The organism is Anoxybacillus sp. FSL W8-1294 (genome assembly GCF_037965005.1).
Lineage (GTDB): Bacteria > Bacillota > Bacilli > Bacillales > Anoxybacillaceae > Anoxybacillus > Anoxybacillus flavithermus_G.
In genome coordinates, this window is sequence record NZ_CP150179.1 from 2,236,795 (window position 1) to 2,253,225 (window position 16,431).

The 16,431-nt window shown below is 43.1% G+C and carries 13 protein-coding genes; 5 read left to right on the forward strand and 8 right to left on the reverse strand.

The features are described 5' to 3' along the window. Nucleotides 1–52: 52 nt before the first annotated feature. The 3 genes from NSQ23_RS11935 to NSQ23_RS11945 form a co-directional block, all read right to left on the reverse strand. The gene (locus tag NSQ23_RS11935) at nt 53–895 is read right to left on the reverse strand and encodes a sugar ABC transporter permease (RefSeq protein ID WP_339170904.1); all 843 of its coding nucleotides are present in this window, start codon (nt 893–895) and stop codon (nt 53–55) included. Nucleotide 896: 1 nt separating this feature from the next. Continuing rightward, complete coding sequence (locus NSQ23_RS11940; RefSeq protein ID WP_339170905.1) at nt 897–2,180, reverse strand: sugar ABC transporter permease; 1,284 nt, start codon at nt 2,178–2,180, stop codon at nt 897–899. 111 nt (nt 2,181–2,291) lie between these two features. After that, nucleotides 2,292–3,584, reverse strand: coding sequence for an extracellular solute-binding protein (locus NSQ23_RS11945; protein ID WP_339170906.1), 1,293 nt, complete (start codon nt 3,582–3,584; stop codon nt 2,292–2,294). A 278-nt stretch (nt 3,585–3,862) separates the two neighbouring features. Here NSQ23_RS11945 and NSQ23_RS11950 point away from each other — a divergent pair, with 278 nt between their 5' ends. Beyond that, a complete protein-coding gene (locus NSQ23_RS11950) occupies nt 3,863–5,626 on the forward strand; it encodes an alpha-glycosidase (protein WP_339170908.1) in 1,764 nt (587 codons plus the stop codon). Here NSQ23_RS11950 and NSQ23_RS11955 read toward each other — a convergent pair. Then, complete coding sequence (locus NSQ23_RS11955; protein ID WP_064221305.1) at nt 5,610–6,458, reverse strand: AraC family transcriptional regulator; 849 nt, start codon at nt 6,456–6,458, stop codon at nt 5,610–5,612. The two genes, NSQ23_RS11950 and NSQ23_RS11955, sit on opposite strands and share 17 nt — an antisense overlap. A 113-nt stretch (nt 6,459–6,571) precedes the next feature. On the opposite strand from NSQ23_RS11955, the gene NSQ23_RS11960 reads away from it, so the two are divergent. After that, nucleotides 6,572–7,924 carry an MATE family efflux transporter gene (locus NSQ23_RS11960; protein WP_339170910.1) on the forward strand — a complete coding sequence of 451 codons (1,353 nt, stop codon included), beginning with the start codon at nt 6,572–6,574 and terminating at the stop codon, nt 7,922–7,924. Between the two features lie 34 nt (nt 7,925–7,958). Here NSQ23_RS11960 and asnB read toward each other — a convergent pair whose 3' ends face one another. Continuing rightward, nucleotides 7,959–9,809 (reverse strand): asparagine synthase (glutamine-hydrolyzing), encoded by a 1,851-nt coding sequence (gene asnB / locus NSQ23_RS11965; protein ID WP_339174410.1) that lies wholly within the window; start codon nt 9,807–9,809, stop codon nt 7,959–7,961. Nucleotides 9,810–9,935: 126 nt separating this feature from the next. Between asnB and NSQ23_RS11970 the strand changes: the two genes are divergently transcribed. Further along, a complete protein-coding gene (locus tag NSQ23_RS11970) occupies nt 9,936–10,457 on the forward strand; it encodes a DUF2777 family protein (protein WP_339170912.1) in 522 nt (173 codons plus the stop codon). Here the strand turns inward: NSQ23_RS11970 and NSQ23_RS11975 are convergent. Beyond that, nucleotides 10,451–12,394, reverse strand: a complete 1,944-nt coding sequence (locus tag NSQ23_RS11975) for an EAL domain-containing protein (protein WP_339170914.1) — start codon at nt 12,392–12,394, stop codon at nt 10,451–10,453. The two genes, NSQ23_RS11970 and NSQ23_RS11975, sit on opposite strands and share 7 nt — an antisense overlap. A gap of 116 nt (nt 12,395–12,510) precedes the next feature. Then, a complete protein-coding gene (locus NSQ23_RS11980; RefSeq protein ID WP_339170916.1) occupies nt 12,511–12,867 on the reverse strand; it encodes a YisL family protein in 357 nt (118 codons plus the stop codon). 143 nt (nt 12,868–13,010) lie between these two features. On the opposite strand from NSQ23_RS11980, the gene NSQ23_RS11985 reads away from it, so the two are divergent. Both NSQ23_RS11985 and NSQ23_RS11990 read left to right on the forward strand, forming a co-directional pair. Further along, entirely contained in the window at nt 13,011–14,144 is a 1,134-nt protein-coding gene (locus NSQ23_RS11985) for an IS4 family transposase (protein ID WP_064214037.1), read from the forward strand. A 115-nt stretch (nt 14,145–14,259) separates the two neighbouring features. After that, nucleotides 14,260–15,477 carry an ornithine--oxo-acid transaminase gene (locus NSQ23_RS11990; protein WP_339170918.1) on the forward strand — a complete coding sequence of 406 codons (1,218 nt, stop codon included), beginning with the start codon at nt 14,260–14,262 and terminating at the stop codon, nt 15,475–15,477. 22 nt (nt 15,478–15,499) lie between these two features. Here the strand turns inward: NSQ23_RS11990 and NSQ23_RS11995 are convergent, their stop codons facing one another. Further along, nucleotides 15,500–16,363, reverse strand: a complete 864-nt coding sequence (locus tag NSQ23_RS11995) for a fumarylacetoacetate hydrolase family protein (protein WP_339170919.1) — start codon at nt 16,361–16,363, stop codon at nt 15,500–15,502. Between the last annotated feature and the right edge of the window lie 68 nt (nt 16,364–16,431).

A 16,431-nucleotide genomic window follows, 5' to 3' on the forward strand; every position in this document is an offset into this window, starting at 1 on the left:
TCTCGAAATAGTAAGAAAGGAAAGAACCTAAACGATTCTTTCCTTTCGTTTCTCATCCTTTTGTTCCACCTGCCGTTAAGCCAGAAACGAAATACTTTTGGAATGAAAGGAAGAGAATGGCGATCGGCACCGCAATTAATACAGAACCTGCCGCAAACGTCGTAAATTCACTACCAAACTGCTTTGCAACTAAATCGTACAATCCGACCGCAAGCGTATACTTTTCTTTGCTGCGAAGCAACACGCTCGCTAAAATGAAATCGCCAAACGGTGCGATAAACGTAAAGAGCGCCACAACCGCAATAATTGGCTTCGCAAGCGGCAAAACGATTTGGAAGAAAATGCGCAAATGCCCTGCTCCGTCAATTTTCGCCGATTCATCAAGCTCTTTCGGAATCGTATCTAAATATCCTTTCATTAGCCACGTATTCATCGGAATGGCACCGCCGACGTATACGAGAATTAACCCTAAATGCGTATCAACTAATCCCGTTAAAAGCGCTAAAATGAAAATCGCAATAAGCGCCGCAAAGTTTGGGATCATCTGCAAAATTAAAAACGTCATCAATCCGTTTTGACGCCCGACGAAGCGGTAACGGGAAAACGAATACGCCGTTAAGCTAACTAAAATAACGGAAAAAATCATCGTCAATGTCGCAATTTTTAACGAGTTCCAATACCAAATGAGATAATCGCTTTGCGACGTATCAAACAGCTTTTTATAATGGGCAAGCGTTGCGTTATCTGGAATCATTTTCGAGCTTGATAAACTTTGTCCTGGGTTAAATGACGAGCCGACGACCCAAAGAAGCGGATAGACGATAATGATCGTCATCACCAAAACGACTGCATACGACAACGTAAGCCGAATAAGTTTTTGTCCTTTCATATCCATCTTACATCATATCCTCTTCTTTAAATGATTTTGTTCTTCTAAATTGCCATAGCGCTACTGATACGACAGCGAGGGAAAGAAGTAACGTAATAGCAGCTGCTTTCGAATATTGGGCGGATGTCATCGTTAAACGATAAATCCACGAAATTAAAATGTCAGTCGCTCCCGCATTTTGCCCCGACACCGCAGGACCGCCGCCGTTAAATAAGTAAATGATGGTAAAGTTATTGAAGTTAAACGTATATTGCGTAATTAAAATCGGTGCTGTTGCATATAGCACAAGTGGCAGCGTAATTTTCGTAAACTTTTGCCAGCTTGAAGCTCCATCTACTGTCGCCGCCTCATACAATTCGTTCGGAATAGCTTGCAATACTCCTGTCGTCATCGCAAAAACGAACGGGAAGCCGAGCCACGTTTGAATGAGAATGAGCGCGACTTTTGTCCAAAACGGATCCGTCATCCATTCAACTGGACCGATGCCAAGCGATGCTAAAATCGTTTTATTAATGACACCGAACGATTCATTAAACATACCTGAGAAAACGAGAATCGTTACAAACGCTGGAACAGCCCACGGTAAAATGAAAATCGTCCGAATGATCGCTTTTCCTTTTAAATCTTTTTGATTGACAATAATCGCCAAGAAAATACCGAGCGCAATTTGTAACGTTGTTGCCCCAAACGTCCAAACGATCGTCCAAGCAAGTACGTTAATAAACGTTTTCCGCCAAAGATCGAGCTTCACTAGGTCAATGAAGTTTTGAAACCCGACCCAGTCAACAAGTTTCGCTGGCGGTGAATGATATAAATCATAGTTTGTAAACGCCAATAAGACGACGAAAATAATCGGGAAAATAACGACAAACACAAGTAAAATAAATCCTGGTGAAATCATTAAATATGGAAAGCCGTTGTCAACGAGCACACGATATTGCTCACGCAACGAGCTAATTTTCAACCCTAAATCGCGCTTTTGACCATTTTTATAGGCGTCGCGCAAATTAAACGCATAAAACCCAAGTCCAAACACGGAAATGATAACTGCTAAAATTCCTTCAACAAGCAAGAAAATGGAATGGTCACGTCCAATGACTTCACCGAGCGTAAATAACCCCCACCATCCCATATTTAATAAATCTTTAAAAACAATAAGAAACGAAGCAGCTAAAACAAAAAATGCGACGCCTTTCACGTATTGACGATTATACAGTTGTCCAAATCCCGGAATAATGGATAAACCGAGGGCAATTTTCCGATGATTCGATTGATACATTGGTGTTTCCATTGATTTTGTCTCCTTTCTAAACAATGGCGAGGAGCGCACTTGAATGTGAATAAATAAACAAATAAAAGAAAGTTGAAGCAGTACCTCTACAAGAGAGGTACCGCTCGTTTCTTAGTTGCTTGGATGGTTTGCTTCAATGTTCGTTTTAATTGTTTTTACAGCTTCATCAAGCGCTTGTTTTGGCTCTGCTTTTTGGTTCGCGACAAGTTGAAGTGCTGTCGCCATTGGTCCCCATACTTCTGCCATTTCTGGAATGTTTGGCATTGGAATCGCGTATTGAGATTGAATTGCGACTGCTTTCGCTCCTTCGTCTTCCGCGATTAACGGATCGTTAATGAGCGATTTTACTGGCGGAATTTCACGCGTTAACTCAAAGCGTTTTTTCGCATTTTCTTCGTTTGTAATAAACTCAATTAATTTTGTTGCCCATTCAGGATGTTTCGAGAACGCTGATACGTGCCATCCTTTTACACCCATAAATGTTTTCACAGGCTCGCCGTTTGGCAATTTTGGCATTGGCGCCACTCCGATATCGATACCTGCATCACGCATACCTTGGAACGCCCACGGACCGTTCATGACAGATGCCGCTTTTCCTTCGTTGAATAAACCGTCCATCGCTGAACCGCCGTTTTCACCGATAATACCTTTCGGGAACAATTCTTTATACCATTGTTGAATGTATTCTACCCCTTTTACTGCACCTTCGTTATTTAAACCGATGTCATTGCGATCTAACGTACCGTTGTTGTTTTTAAATACGTAGCCGCCCATACCAGCAATGATACCGTGCGCAAAATAGAAGTTATCCCAAAGCGCTAAGAAACCGTATTGGTCGCCTTTTGTAAACTCTTTTGAGAACTGATATAGCTCATCCATCGTCTCTGGCGCTTTGTCCATCAACTTTTTATTGTAGATGAACACAGGTGTTTCGACCGCTTTTGGAATTCCGTATAACTTTCCATCATACATTTGCGCATCGATAGAAGATTCTGTAAACGTATCTAATACAGCTTGGTCGACTTGAATTTCACGAATAAGCCCTTCTGTGACGAGCTGACCAATTTGGTCGTGTGGAACAGTAATAACGTCAGGACCTGTTCCTGCTGGGCCGTCCAAACGAAGTTGATCGCGCTGTTTTGTCGCCATTTCAACTTCTTTGTACTCTACTTTAATGCCATACTTTTCTTCGAATGCTTTAATTGCTGGCTCTAACGCCACACCGCGATCCACGTCTTCCCAAACGACAAGCTTTTCCGGTTTCGGCGGCATGCCATCTTCTGACACTTCAGTTTTTCCTTCATTTTCGTTTTCCGCTGGTTTTGCCTCATCTTGTGAACTACAACCTGCCATCACACCTGCAAGCAATGCAAGCGATGAAAAAATAGATACCGTTTTTTTCATTTCGACCCCTCCTGTTTTCAAACATATACAAACGCTTTCACTATGTCGTTTTGTGAAAACGATTGCACAATCTTTATCTTTATTATACAATCATTTTCCGTTTTGACAACTATTTTTTTTTATCTTTTTTTGAATGAATGTTGACTTTTTTATTCGCTTCATTTTACGCTTGACATAAGCATTGTTTACGCTTCCGTGCACCGTTCAATAAGAAGAGGAGTCGCATGTGAGAAAAAGCGCAATCGATTGCGCGATAAATAGAGAGGAGAGATTGAAACATGTTAAAAGAAGCGATTTATCACCGTCCAAAAGATGCGTTTGCTTATGCATACGACGAACGAACGCTACATATTCGTTTGCGGACAAAAAAAGATGACGTCGATGCCGTTTATTTGTTATTTGGCGACCCGTACGTATGGGAAGATGGCGCATGGCAATTTGACAAGCAACCGATGCAAAAAAGCGGTTGTGACGCTTTATTTGATTATTGGTTCATCGCTGTGCAACCACCGTATCGTCGCTTGCGCTATGGCTTTGAATTGCACGCCGGTGAAGACATGCTCGTCTATACAGAAAAAGGCTTTTATAAACAAGCCCCGACAGACGATACCGCATACTATTTTTGTTTCCCGTTTTTAAATCGCATCGATGTATTTGACGCACCGAGCTGGGTAAAAGACACCGTCTGGTATCAAATTTTCCCTGAGCGTTTCGCCAACGGCAATCCACGTTTAAATCCGCCAAATACGCTCCCGTGGGGAAGTATCGATCCGACAACGAAGAGCTTTTTTGGCGGCGATTTTGAAGGCATCATCGACCATTTAGATTATCTTGTTGAACTTGGGATTAACGGCATTTACTTCACTCCTATTTTTAAAGCGCCATCCAATCATAAATACGATACGATTGACTATTTCGAAATCGATCCACAATTTGGCGACAAACAAACATTTAAACGGCTCGTTGAAGCATGCCATCAAAAAGGCATTCGCGTCATGCTTGATGCGGTGTTTAACCATAGTGGCTATTATTTCGCCCCGTTTCAAGACGTGCTAAAAAACGGCGAGAAATCACGGTATAAAGATTGGTTCCATATTCGTGAATTTCCACTTCAAACGGAACCGATTCCAAATTACGATACGTTTGCTTTTGTACCAGAGATGCCGAAATTAAATACCGAAAACCCGAAAGTGAAGCAATATTTACTAGACGTCGCAACATATTGGATTCGCGAATTTGACATTGACGGCTGGCGATTAGACGTAGCAAACGAAGTCGACCATCAATTTTGGCGCGAGTTTCGCCAAGCGGTGAAAGCGATCAAACCGGACGTGTACATTCTCGGTGAAATTTGGCACGATGCGATGCCATGGCTAAGAGGAGATCAATTTGATGCGGTCATGAACTACCCATTTACAAACGGAGCGCTCAATTATTTTGCGAAAGGGAACGTGCGCGCAAACGAGTTTGCCGATACGATGACAAACGTGTTGCATAGCTATCCGCAAAACGTCAATGAAGTCGCCTTTAATTTGCTCGGCAGCCACGATACACCGCGCATATTAACTACGTGCGACGAACGAAAAGAAAAAGTAAAGCTCATGTTCGTGTTCCAACTTTCTTTCAGCGGTTCTCCGTGCATTTACTACGGAGATGAAATCGGCTTAACTGGTGGACAAGACCCGCTTTGTCGCAAATGTATGGTATGGGAAAAAGAAAAGCAAGACCGCGATTTATTTACGCACGTACAAACGCTCATTGCGTTGCGCAAACAATATCGCGCCTTGCGAAGCGGAGAGTTTCACATATTAGAAGCAAACGACGAGACAAACCATATCGCCTATGCGAAAACGTATGACGACGAAACGATCGTTTGCGTGTTAAACAATGCAGACGCATCGCTTACATGGACCGTTCCATTTTCACTTCAAGACAAAACGGTCATCAACCTTTGGACGAACGAACAAATAACTGAACAAACGATGACAATTGAGCCGTACGGCTTTCGTATGTTACTTGTGCAGCCTACGCCCGCTGTATAAAACGGCGATACTCGCTTGGCGTCATCCCTTCTAATTTTTTAAATACACGCGAAAAATAAGCGCCGTCTTCAAACCCGACTTGTTTCGCAATCGCCGCGACCGTCTCGTTGGTTGCGGCTAATTTTTTCTTTGCTACTTTCAGCCGATAATCATGTACATATTGCAGCGCACTCATTCCGATCGTTTTTTGCATACAGCGTGAAATGTAATCTGGATGAAGTCGGAGAGCATAAGCAAGATGCTCCATTTCAAACGATTGATCATAATGACGATGAATATATTCCATCGCTTCTCTACATACATGCTCGGCAGCTGTCGGAATATGAAGCGTTTGTTTTTGCAATTGAACGATCCATTGTGCAAATAACAGCTGTTGCGCCAACGAATGATCCGGTGTTTGTTGCTCACGAACGATATGTTGCAACATCGTCTCCATTCCTACTTTGTTCAACTTTCCGTATTGTGGAATAAATAAACGATATTGCGCATAATCGACATACGTTGCCTCTCGTTCAATAATATCGCTCCATCCATACGGCTGTTTTTCACCAAGCTCGTATTGTGGCACTGAAAAATGAATCCAAATAAAGTACGTATCTTCACCACACGGTTCATGCCCATAATGTTCAAACTGTGGGCATAAAATGACGTATTCTCCTTCCCGAACGGTAAACGTTTCTTCGTGTTCCGTCATATATAACGTTCCTTTTTGCACATACAGTAAATCAAATACCGAAAACGTGCGTCGAAAATGTTTCATTCCTTTTCGAAAAACCGCCTCACCACCTTTAATGAAAACGGGAAACGGCGGAACGGAAAACGATATATACATAAGCGCCCTCCTTTAAGTCGGAAATGTACAAAAGTTATCGTCTTTTTCTCTTTTTTTCATTATAACAATCCATTAAAATAAAAACAGTTTGCAAGTCGGAAATCGTAAAGGGGTTGTCTTGTTTGGCAAAAAAGCTTTCTTTATTTGCGCTCACTTGGCCCATTTTTATTGAATTGACGCTTCATATGTTGACGGGCAATGCCGATACGTTTATGCTTAGTCACTACACAGATGAAGCGGTTGCGGCTGTCGGGGTGGCCAATCAGTTATTGTTTATGGTCGTTGTCATGTTTGGCTTTATCGCAACAGGAACATCGATTTTAATTGCACAATATGCTGGGGCAAACGATGAAAAAACAGCTTCCTATATTGGAGCTACTTCCATTTGGGCAAATTTATTATTTGGCGTCGTATTAAGCGTTGCGCTTTGGATAGGAAGCGATCATCTCCTTCAAGTAATGAACGTTCCAAACGAGCTAATGGCTGATGCGCGTGCTTATTTATGGATTGTTGGTGGTTTTTCATTTGTGCAAGCGCTCATTATGACGCTCGGGGCGATATTGCGCAGCTACGGGTTTACACGCGATATGATGAATATTACGATTGGAGTCAACATATTAAACATCATTGGCAACTATTTCGTATTGTTCGGACCGTTTGGCTTACCGGTTTTAGGTGTTGAAGGGGTCGCTTGGTCAACAACGATCAGCCGGATGATCGGGCTTGTCATTGGATTTTTGCTCATCATGAAACGTCTCCCACATCCTCTCCCACTGTTATCGAAAGAGGCGTTTTCATTTGCTTACGTTAAACAATTATTAAAAATTGGCATTCCATCTGCCGGCGAACATGTCGCTTACAATACGTCACAGCTTGTCATCACATATTTTATTACAATGCTTGGCACAGAGGCGTTAACGACGAGAGTATATACACAAAACATCATGATGTTTATTTTTTTATTTAGCGTCGCGATCGGGCAAGGGACGCAAATTATCGTCGGGCATCTCGTCGGGGCACAACGTTTTGACGAAGCGTATGCTCGCTGTTTAAAAAGTTTGCGGCTCGCCGTCATCATTTCGTTTACAGCAGCCGCCTTGTTTTCTCTTTTTTCCGATCAACTGTTTTCCATTTTCACAAGCAATAAATGGATGATTGAAACAGGCGGGACGCTCATTTTACTTACGATGCTTCTTGAACCTGGTCGTTCGTTTAACCTTGTGATTATTAACTCCCTTCGTGCTGCTGGCGATGTGAAATTTCCTGTCTATATCGGCGTCGCTTCCATGTGGGGAATAAGCGTCCCGCTCGCTTACGTGCTCGGCATTCAGCTCGATCTCGGTTTAGTAGGTATTTGGCTCGCGTTTACCGCGGACGAATGGCTGCGCGGACTGCTCGTCTATTGGCGCTGGAAATCAAACGTATGGCGCACGAAATCGTTCATCAAAAAGGAAGCGACAGCTTAAAAACCCGAACAACGACGACGTTGTTCGGGTTTTCTCAGTTTTCTTTTAAATGAATGTTATAATGCTCAAACCATTCATGAAACTGAATAAAATACGCCAAAAGTTGCGGACCGGACATCAATTGCCCGAACCATGGAATGCGAAACGACTGTCCTTTCGTCTCTACTAATTCCTTTAACTTCTTTGCATCAAACAGTTCATATAAAACGGACGAGCGATTCGCTAAAATGGTCTCTAGTCGTTCCGCTACGATGTCTGTATAGCGCGGATGATGCGTTTTCGGATACGGACTTTTTTTCCGATACAATACGTCATCAGGCAACATGCCTTCTAACGCCTTACGCAAAATCCCCTTTTCGCGATTGTTATGCATTTTCATCTCCCACGGAATGTTCCATACGTACTCGACAAGGCGATGATCAGCAAACGGCACGCGCACTTCTAAACTCGCCGCCATGCTCATTCGGTCTTTCCGATCTAAAAGCGTCGTCATAAACCAAATCATATTTAAGTAAAATAATTCTCGTCGGCGCGCTTCTTCCTTGCTTTCTCCGTCCGCGTGAGGAACTTCACGAAGCGTTTCTTTATAACGCATATCGGCATACTCATGAAGCGGCAGTTTTTCACGCCACGTTTCATTGAGAAGATCGAATCGTTCATGCAATGAACGCATCCACGGAAATCCGTCTCGCTCAAAGTCTTCTTTTCTATGGAACCATGGATAGCCTCCAAAAATTTCGTCGGCACACTCTCCAGATAGACTCACAACAAACTGTTGCTTAATTTGGCGACAAAACCAAAGAAGCGACGAATCAATATCAGCCATCCCCGGTAAGTCGCGCGCAATCATCGCTTCCGTCAAATAGTCGGCTAGCTGTTGTTGAGAGATGACGCACGTATGATGAACGGTTTGAAACGCATCAGACATTTGTTTAATCCAAGGACCATCGCTATTCGGCTGAAAGGCGTTCGCAGTAAAATATTGTTCATTTTCTTCGTAATCAATGGAATACGTATGAAGCGGTCCTTTTCCTTCTCGTTCAAACGACTGCGCCGCAATCGCTGTAATGGCGCTTGAATCGACCCCACCCGATAAAAACGTACACACAGGGACGTCTGAAACGAGTTGGCGCGTAACGGCATCAATAAGCAACGTGCGAATATGCTCGACTGTTTCGTCAAACGAATGAACGTGTGGGGCGCTTTTCACGTTCCAGTATCGCCATTGCCGTATCCCCTCTTTATTCACGATCATCGCATGCGCTGGGCGCAGCTCATGAATCGTCCGAAACACGCCATGTCCTGGTGTACGCGACGGTCCAAGCGCTAAAATTTCGCACAAGCTTTCGCGGTCAACTTCTGCTCGGACGTTCGGATGTGATAAAATCGCTTTGATTTCCGATGCAAATAAAAACTCTCCTTGTTCATGGCGGTAAAAAAGCGGCTTGACACCTAATCGGTCGCGCGCTAAAAATAAATGGCGTCGTTCATCGTCCCAAACAGCAAATGCAAAAATGCCGTTGAAATGATCGACACATTGTTCCCGCCATTCCATATATGCTGTAAGCAACACTTCCGTATCGGAATGCCCTTGAAACGTATATCCTTTTTTCAATAGCTCTTTCCGAATATCTTCCGTATTGTAAAGCTCCCCATTATAACAAACCGTATAGCGATAGCCGTTTTTTATTCGCGTCATCGGCTGTACACCGCCTGCTGGATCGACGACAACAAGCCGCTTATGCCCAAATGCGACATGATCGTCCATCCAAACATTTGTATCATCAGGCCCTCTAAATGAAAGCGTATTGGCCATGTTGAGAACAACATCTCTTTCTTGGCGCAACTGACGCTCAAAATGAACCCATCCGGTAATTCCGCACACGTCAATCATTCCCTTCTGTTGTGAACAAGTGTGAAGCATGCTTTTATTTTATGCATCGTTTATATAAATGATGAGTTGTCTATAATGGCGTACGAAAGGAATTGACACAAAAGGAGCTGAATGACAATGGATCGCCTCAAATCATTACGCGCACAAAAACGTGCTTATATATACGGTGTCGTCGAACAAATAAATGAACAATGGGTGTTTTTTGACGAAGAAGATGAAGCGCATGAGCTCGCACATTTGCCAGAAGAAGTGGAACTGTTTCGCTTCGGTCAATGGATCAAAGGGTGGCTTGGCGAAGATGGAGATGTGTACGTGGCTGAACGATATACATTAAAAAACGGTGATCGTCTTCGCTACGTAAAGCCGCTGCCGCACGCATACGAACAATGGCTTTCTCAGCTACCCGATCACGCGTTTTTTCATTTTATTCACTTAGTTAACGAGTGGCATTTTTCCGTATATGACTGTTTGTATTGTTATAACTATATGTTGTTTGCTGAAAAAGGGGTTAATTTTTTAATATTTGATAACTCGGTTGACATGTGCAACGTCCAACATTATTTTGACGAAAAACAACATCGCTTTGAACTGACGTTGCAAACAGGGAAAAAAGTGATCGGTGTCCAACTCGATTATTGAATGACCACGTTCCCTTGTAACACTTGTTGTTCAAATTGTTCCGCAGAAAGCGGTTTAAAAATCGCATACCCTTGGGCATAATGACATTTTAATCGTTTTAATAACTTCATTTGCTCAGCCGTTTCGACGCCTTCCGCGACAACTTTTAGGCGCAAGCCGTGCCCCATCGTAATGATTGATTTCACAATCGCAATGTCCGAACGATCTTGATGAAGTTGGTAAATGAACGACCTATCAATTTTTAACGTATTGATCGGCAAATTTTTTAAATAACTTAAAGAGGAGTAACCTGTGCCAAAATCATCAATAGACACTTGCACACCAAGCTGTTGAAGCTTTTTCATCACGTGAATGCTGTAATACATATTTCGTAACATCGAGCTTTCTGTAAGTTCTAAATGTAAACAATGAGCGGGAAGCTGCGACTGCTTCAGCGCTTGCTGCACATCTTCAAAAAATGTCGCATGTTGAAATTGGGTTGCTGAGACGTTGACCGAAACCATTAATGAATGGAAACCAAGATCGTGCCATTTTTTCGTTTGCATGCACGCTTCCGTTAACACCCAACGACCGAGCTCATGAATGAAACCAATTTCCTCTGCAATCGGAATAAATTCAAGCGGAGACACAAATCCGATTTTCGGGTGTTTCCAGCGCAATAGCGCTTCGCTCCCGATAATTTTTCCCGTCATTAAATCAAGAAGCGGCTGATAGACGAGAAAACATTCTTGTTTTTCGAGCGCTTTCCGCAAATATCGCTCAAGTTCTAGGCGATGAAGCACTTGTTCGTTCATTTTTGTAGCGTATAACTTCACGCCGTTGCCGCCTTTTTGTTTCGCGCGATTGACGGCCGTATCCGCATGTTTTAACAGCGACTGCGCATCGATGCCGTCTGTTGGATAAAAGCTCACTCCGATGCTTGCGCTTAAAAAAAACTCTTTTTCTTCGTACACAATTGGAATGGAAATATGTTGCAGCATCTTTTTTGCCCAATCGACAACCGTCTGTACATCGACTTGTTTTGTGAACAGTAAGCTAAATTTATCTCCACCGAAACGACCGATGTGCGCACCTTTCGGCAAGACGTTTTTTATTCGCTCTGCCATTTGTTTTAATATTTCATCCCCACCGTAATGACCGATCGTATCGTTCACCATTTTAAAGCGATCCATATCAATAAATAAAACCGCAAGTGTATCGCCTGTTTCTTTCGCTTTGTCGATGGCATTTTTCACGATATTTGTAAATTGCAGCCGATTCGGCAACCCCGTGTCTATATCGTGATAGGCAATATATTGAATATGTTCTTCCGCGCGCTTTTGTTCAGTAATGTCGCGCCCGATGCCGTAAATGCCAACCTTCTTTCCGTCAACAATAATCGGGACGTTTTTTATTTGAAATAAATATACTTCCCCCGATTTCGCTGGAATTTCCAAATTGTATTGCTGTACTTTCCCTTTTAATGCGCGATAAAAATAGCGGCGCACGCGCGGAATATCCTCTTTTTTAATATAGCTAAGCGAGTTTGTATGCAAAATTTCTTCTGCTTTATATCCGAAAACTCGTTCGAACGCAGGATTGACGCTTGTGAAGTTACCTTCTAAATCCGTTGAATATACAATGTCTGGATTATGTTCAAATAATGAGCGATAATACTGTTCAGATATTTTCATTTTTTGACGCATCTCGTCCATATTTGCTCGATAATCGTCAAAAACGAGGGCACAAATGATGGCATGTTCCGATGCATCCCCAATCATTGGAAACAGTTGTGCTTGGGGCAAATGTTGTTGTACGTATTGTTCGACTTGCATGCGAAACGACGGAGAGAGCGAAGAAATGAAAATCGTTAGCTGATCATACTCATATAAACGATAGTCGCTTACCCACCGTTCCCAATCAGCAAACGTTTTACAAGCCGTTTGAAATAATTTCATCCCCTTTTTTCCCACTCTTTCTTTCTCTTTTTCTTTTTTTAGAATTTTTAATCATTTTACATTATAGCACATTTTTATATAGTAGAAAAAGATAAAAGTTGGCAAATATGCCAACTTTATGAAAAGAAAGAGAAACCAAACGGCAACTTAAATCCGAGATATAGCGCAACGACAAACGCAACAATAAATTGAAGCCAAAGCACGTTCGTATTTTTTCCTTTTGCCGTCCGAATGAGAATCATTTCCATCGCTCCGATTACCCATAAACCGACAACAACTTTGACGATATAAAGAGCCGGAAACGAAGACATGGTATATAAGATCCATGCACCTGTTGCAATAATTAATACGTAAAATAAACGCAACATCATATGCACCATTTTTGTTTTTTCATTCCCTTTCGCTTGCAACGCAATCGCCACGACAAATAAAATGAGCGCAACGACCCACGTTGTAATATGTGCATGTGTCATCGTCATTCTCCTTTCTCTATCCATTTCATATATGAATCCAGGCGTGTTGATTAACCAATAATATCCATAAAAAACATAGAAAAAAGAGCACCTTTCCTGTAGAATGTAAGTAACAACACAAACAAACCTAGGAGGTGCTCTCTATGCACAAGCATACCACACTCCCAAATTTGATGCAAAAAATTGTTTCTGATGAAGATCTCCAGTCGATTACCGAAGCCGTTGGCTACCATGACACTTCGCGGACGTTTACGGTGCGCACGTTGGTTGATTTTTTTCTGCTGGCGGCACTTCACGAATGGAAAAGTTTCCGTCATGGTGCCGATGTGGCGAAAATGTACGGATTGCCGACGTTTCATTACTCGACGGTTTCTAAGAAAGCGAAAGAAGTTCCGTACGAGGTGATGAAGCGCTTATTTGCTTTGGTTGTTTCTAAGTGCAATCGCCAAACCCGCCGTTCGCTTCGCTTTCCAAAAGCATTGCGTATAGTAGACTCCACGACCGTCACCGTGGGGAAAAACCGCCTGACATGGGCACCCTATCATGGGGAACGATCCGGAGTGAAAATGCACGTCGCGTATTCCCCTGAGCAACAAATGCCGAGCGACATCGTAGAAACCGTAGGGTTGCGCCACGATGGACCGGTGGGAGAGCGGCTCACAGACGTACAAACGGTTCTTGTCGAAGATCGAGCGTACTTTAAAATTGAACGCCTCGATCGGTTTGTCGAACAGAAGCAACCGTTTGTGATTCGGATGAAAGACAATGTCGAGATCCATCAAAAAAAGAGCCTAAAGCGCCTTTCTTCCTCCTCTTCTTCTATTGTGGCGGATTTTACTTGCCAGTTAGGAACGAAACAATGTCGTTCCAAAAAGCGCCATCGCGTCGTGATCTTTCAGGATGCGAACGGGCATGAAATCCGTGTGGTCACGAACGTCTTAGAGGCATCGGCGGAAAAGATTGCCGAGATGTATCAAGAACGTTGGACAGTGGAAGTGTTTTTCCGATGGATCAAGCAATATCTAAACGTTCCGACCTTATTTGGCAACAACGAGCATGCGGTATACAACCAACTTTTTGCGGCATTTATCGCTTATGTGTTACTGAGATGGCTATATCATCGAACGGAAAAACGGACAACCTCGTCCCTTACCTTTCTTTCGTTTGTCCGTCGTTTTTTCTCTGGGCAACTTCCTCTCGAATGGAAATCCGAGATGGCAGCTGTCTTATTTGAGTATGCCCGAATATATGGGAGGAGTATGCCTAATTTTGGATAATCAACAGCCGTGATATGAATCTATAATAACACGTCGATCGGGATCGGACAATTGAAAAAGAAAACGCTCACCTTTTCTATTTACTTTCTATATTCACTTCAAGTATGTTATATATATGAGCATCCAAGTGGGAGGGATCAACTTGAAAACAACACAAATTATCGAGCTAACAGAAAAATACGGGGCAAACAACTATCATCCGCTTCCAGTCGTCTTATCTAAAGGCGAAGGAGTATGGGTAGAAGATCCAGAAGGCAATCGTTATATGGATATGTTGAGCGCTTACTCTGCGGTCAACCAAGGTCATCGCCATCCGCGCATCGTGCAGGCGCTTATTGATCAAGCGAATAAAATTACGTTAACTTCCCGAGCGTTCCATAACGATCAGCTCGGTCCGTGGTACGAAAAAGTCGCAAAGCTAACGAAAAAAGAAATGGTTTTGCCGATGAACACAGGTGCCGAAGCGGTAGAAACAGCAGTGAAAGCGGCGCGCCGCTGGGCGTATGACGTAAAAGGCGTTCCAGCAGATCAAGCGGAAATTATCGTTTGTGAAGATAACTTTCACGGACGGACGATGACAGCTGTATCGATGTCATCCAATCCAGAATATAAACGCGGATTCGGTCCAATGCTTCCGGGCATTAAAGTCATTCCGTTTGGAGATGTAGAGGCGCTCAAACAAGCGATCACACCGCATACTGCCGCTTTTATTTTTGAACCGATTCAAGGAGAAGCCGGCATTAACATTCCACCAGAAGGATTTTTAAAAGCCGCATATGACGTATGTAAACAACATAACGTATTATATATCGCCGACGAAATTCAATCAGGGCTTGGTCGATCTGGTAAAATGTTTGCGTGCGATTGGGAAGACGTTGAACCAGATATGTACATTCTCGGCAAAGCGCTCGGTGGGGGCGTATTCCCAATTTCGTGCGTTGCGGCAAACCGAGACATTCTTGGCGTATTTAATCCGGGATCGCACGGATCAACATTCGGCGGTAACCCGCTTGCTTGCGCAGTATCGATCGCTGCACTAGATGTAATTGTAGAAGAAAAATTGCCAGAACGCTCATTCGAACTCGGACAATATTTCCAAGAAAAACTACGCGAAATCAATCATCCTGACATTAAAGAAGTGCGTGGACGAGGATTGTTCATCGGCGTCGAACTGCACGTACCTGCCCGTTCGTACTGCGAAAAACTACAACAAGAAGGACTATTATGTAAAGAAACTCACGATACAGTCATTCGTTTCGCACCACCGCTCGTCATTACGAAAGAAGAGCTCGACTGGGCAATCGAAAAAGTGAAAAAAGTGTTTGAACAGTAAAAAGCTGGGGTATCCCAGCTTTTTACTTTACCCGATTGCGCAACGTTCCAATTTGTTCAATCGTTATTTCAATCACATCACCCGACTGTAAAAAGCGCGGCGGATTCATGCCTTTTCCGACTCCTGCTGGTGTTCCTGTCGCAATAATGTCGCCCGGCTCTAACGTCATCCCTTTCGACAATGTTGCGATTATCGTCGGAATGTCAAAAATAAATTGTGCCGTCGTTGCCGATTGTCTCACTTCACCATTGACTTTCGTTTCGATATGTAACGCATGCGCATCCGAAATAGCGGAACGATGAACGATCCAAGGTCCCATCGGACATGATGTATCTAAACTTTTGCCGAGCAAATATTGTTTATGTCTTTCTTGTAAATCGCGCGCTGTTACATCGTTTATAATTGTATAACCAAACACATAATGGAGCGCCTGTTCTTTCGGGATCGCTTTCCCTTTTTTCCCAATAACAATCGCAAGCTCTCCTTCATAATCGAGCTGATCGGTCACATCCGCATGGCGTAAAATGTCCGCCTCATGCCCGATGACCGCCGTTGGCGCTTTTGAAAATACGATTATATTTTCCCGATCAGCCTCACTGCCCATTTCTTGCGCATGATCCGCATAATTTTTCCCGATACAAAAAATATTTTTCGTCGGACGCGGAATCGGAGCAAGAAGCTGTACGTCGCAAAGCGCATACGTCCACTCCGGATGCACGTTTTGAAGCACACGTTCCACTTTTTCAATAAACGATTCACCAAGTTCTACACATTCGATCATCGTATTCGGTATCGTTTCATCTGCTTTCGATAAATGAACGACTTTTTGCTCGTGAACAACCCCGACAAACACGTCCGATCCGGCGTGCGCTGTAACAAATTTCATGTTCTCATCCCCTTTTTCGTATGATCGAACATCATTATTTTCTCTCTTTCATGTGTCAACTCCTTTGT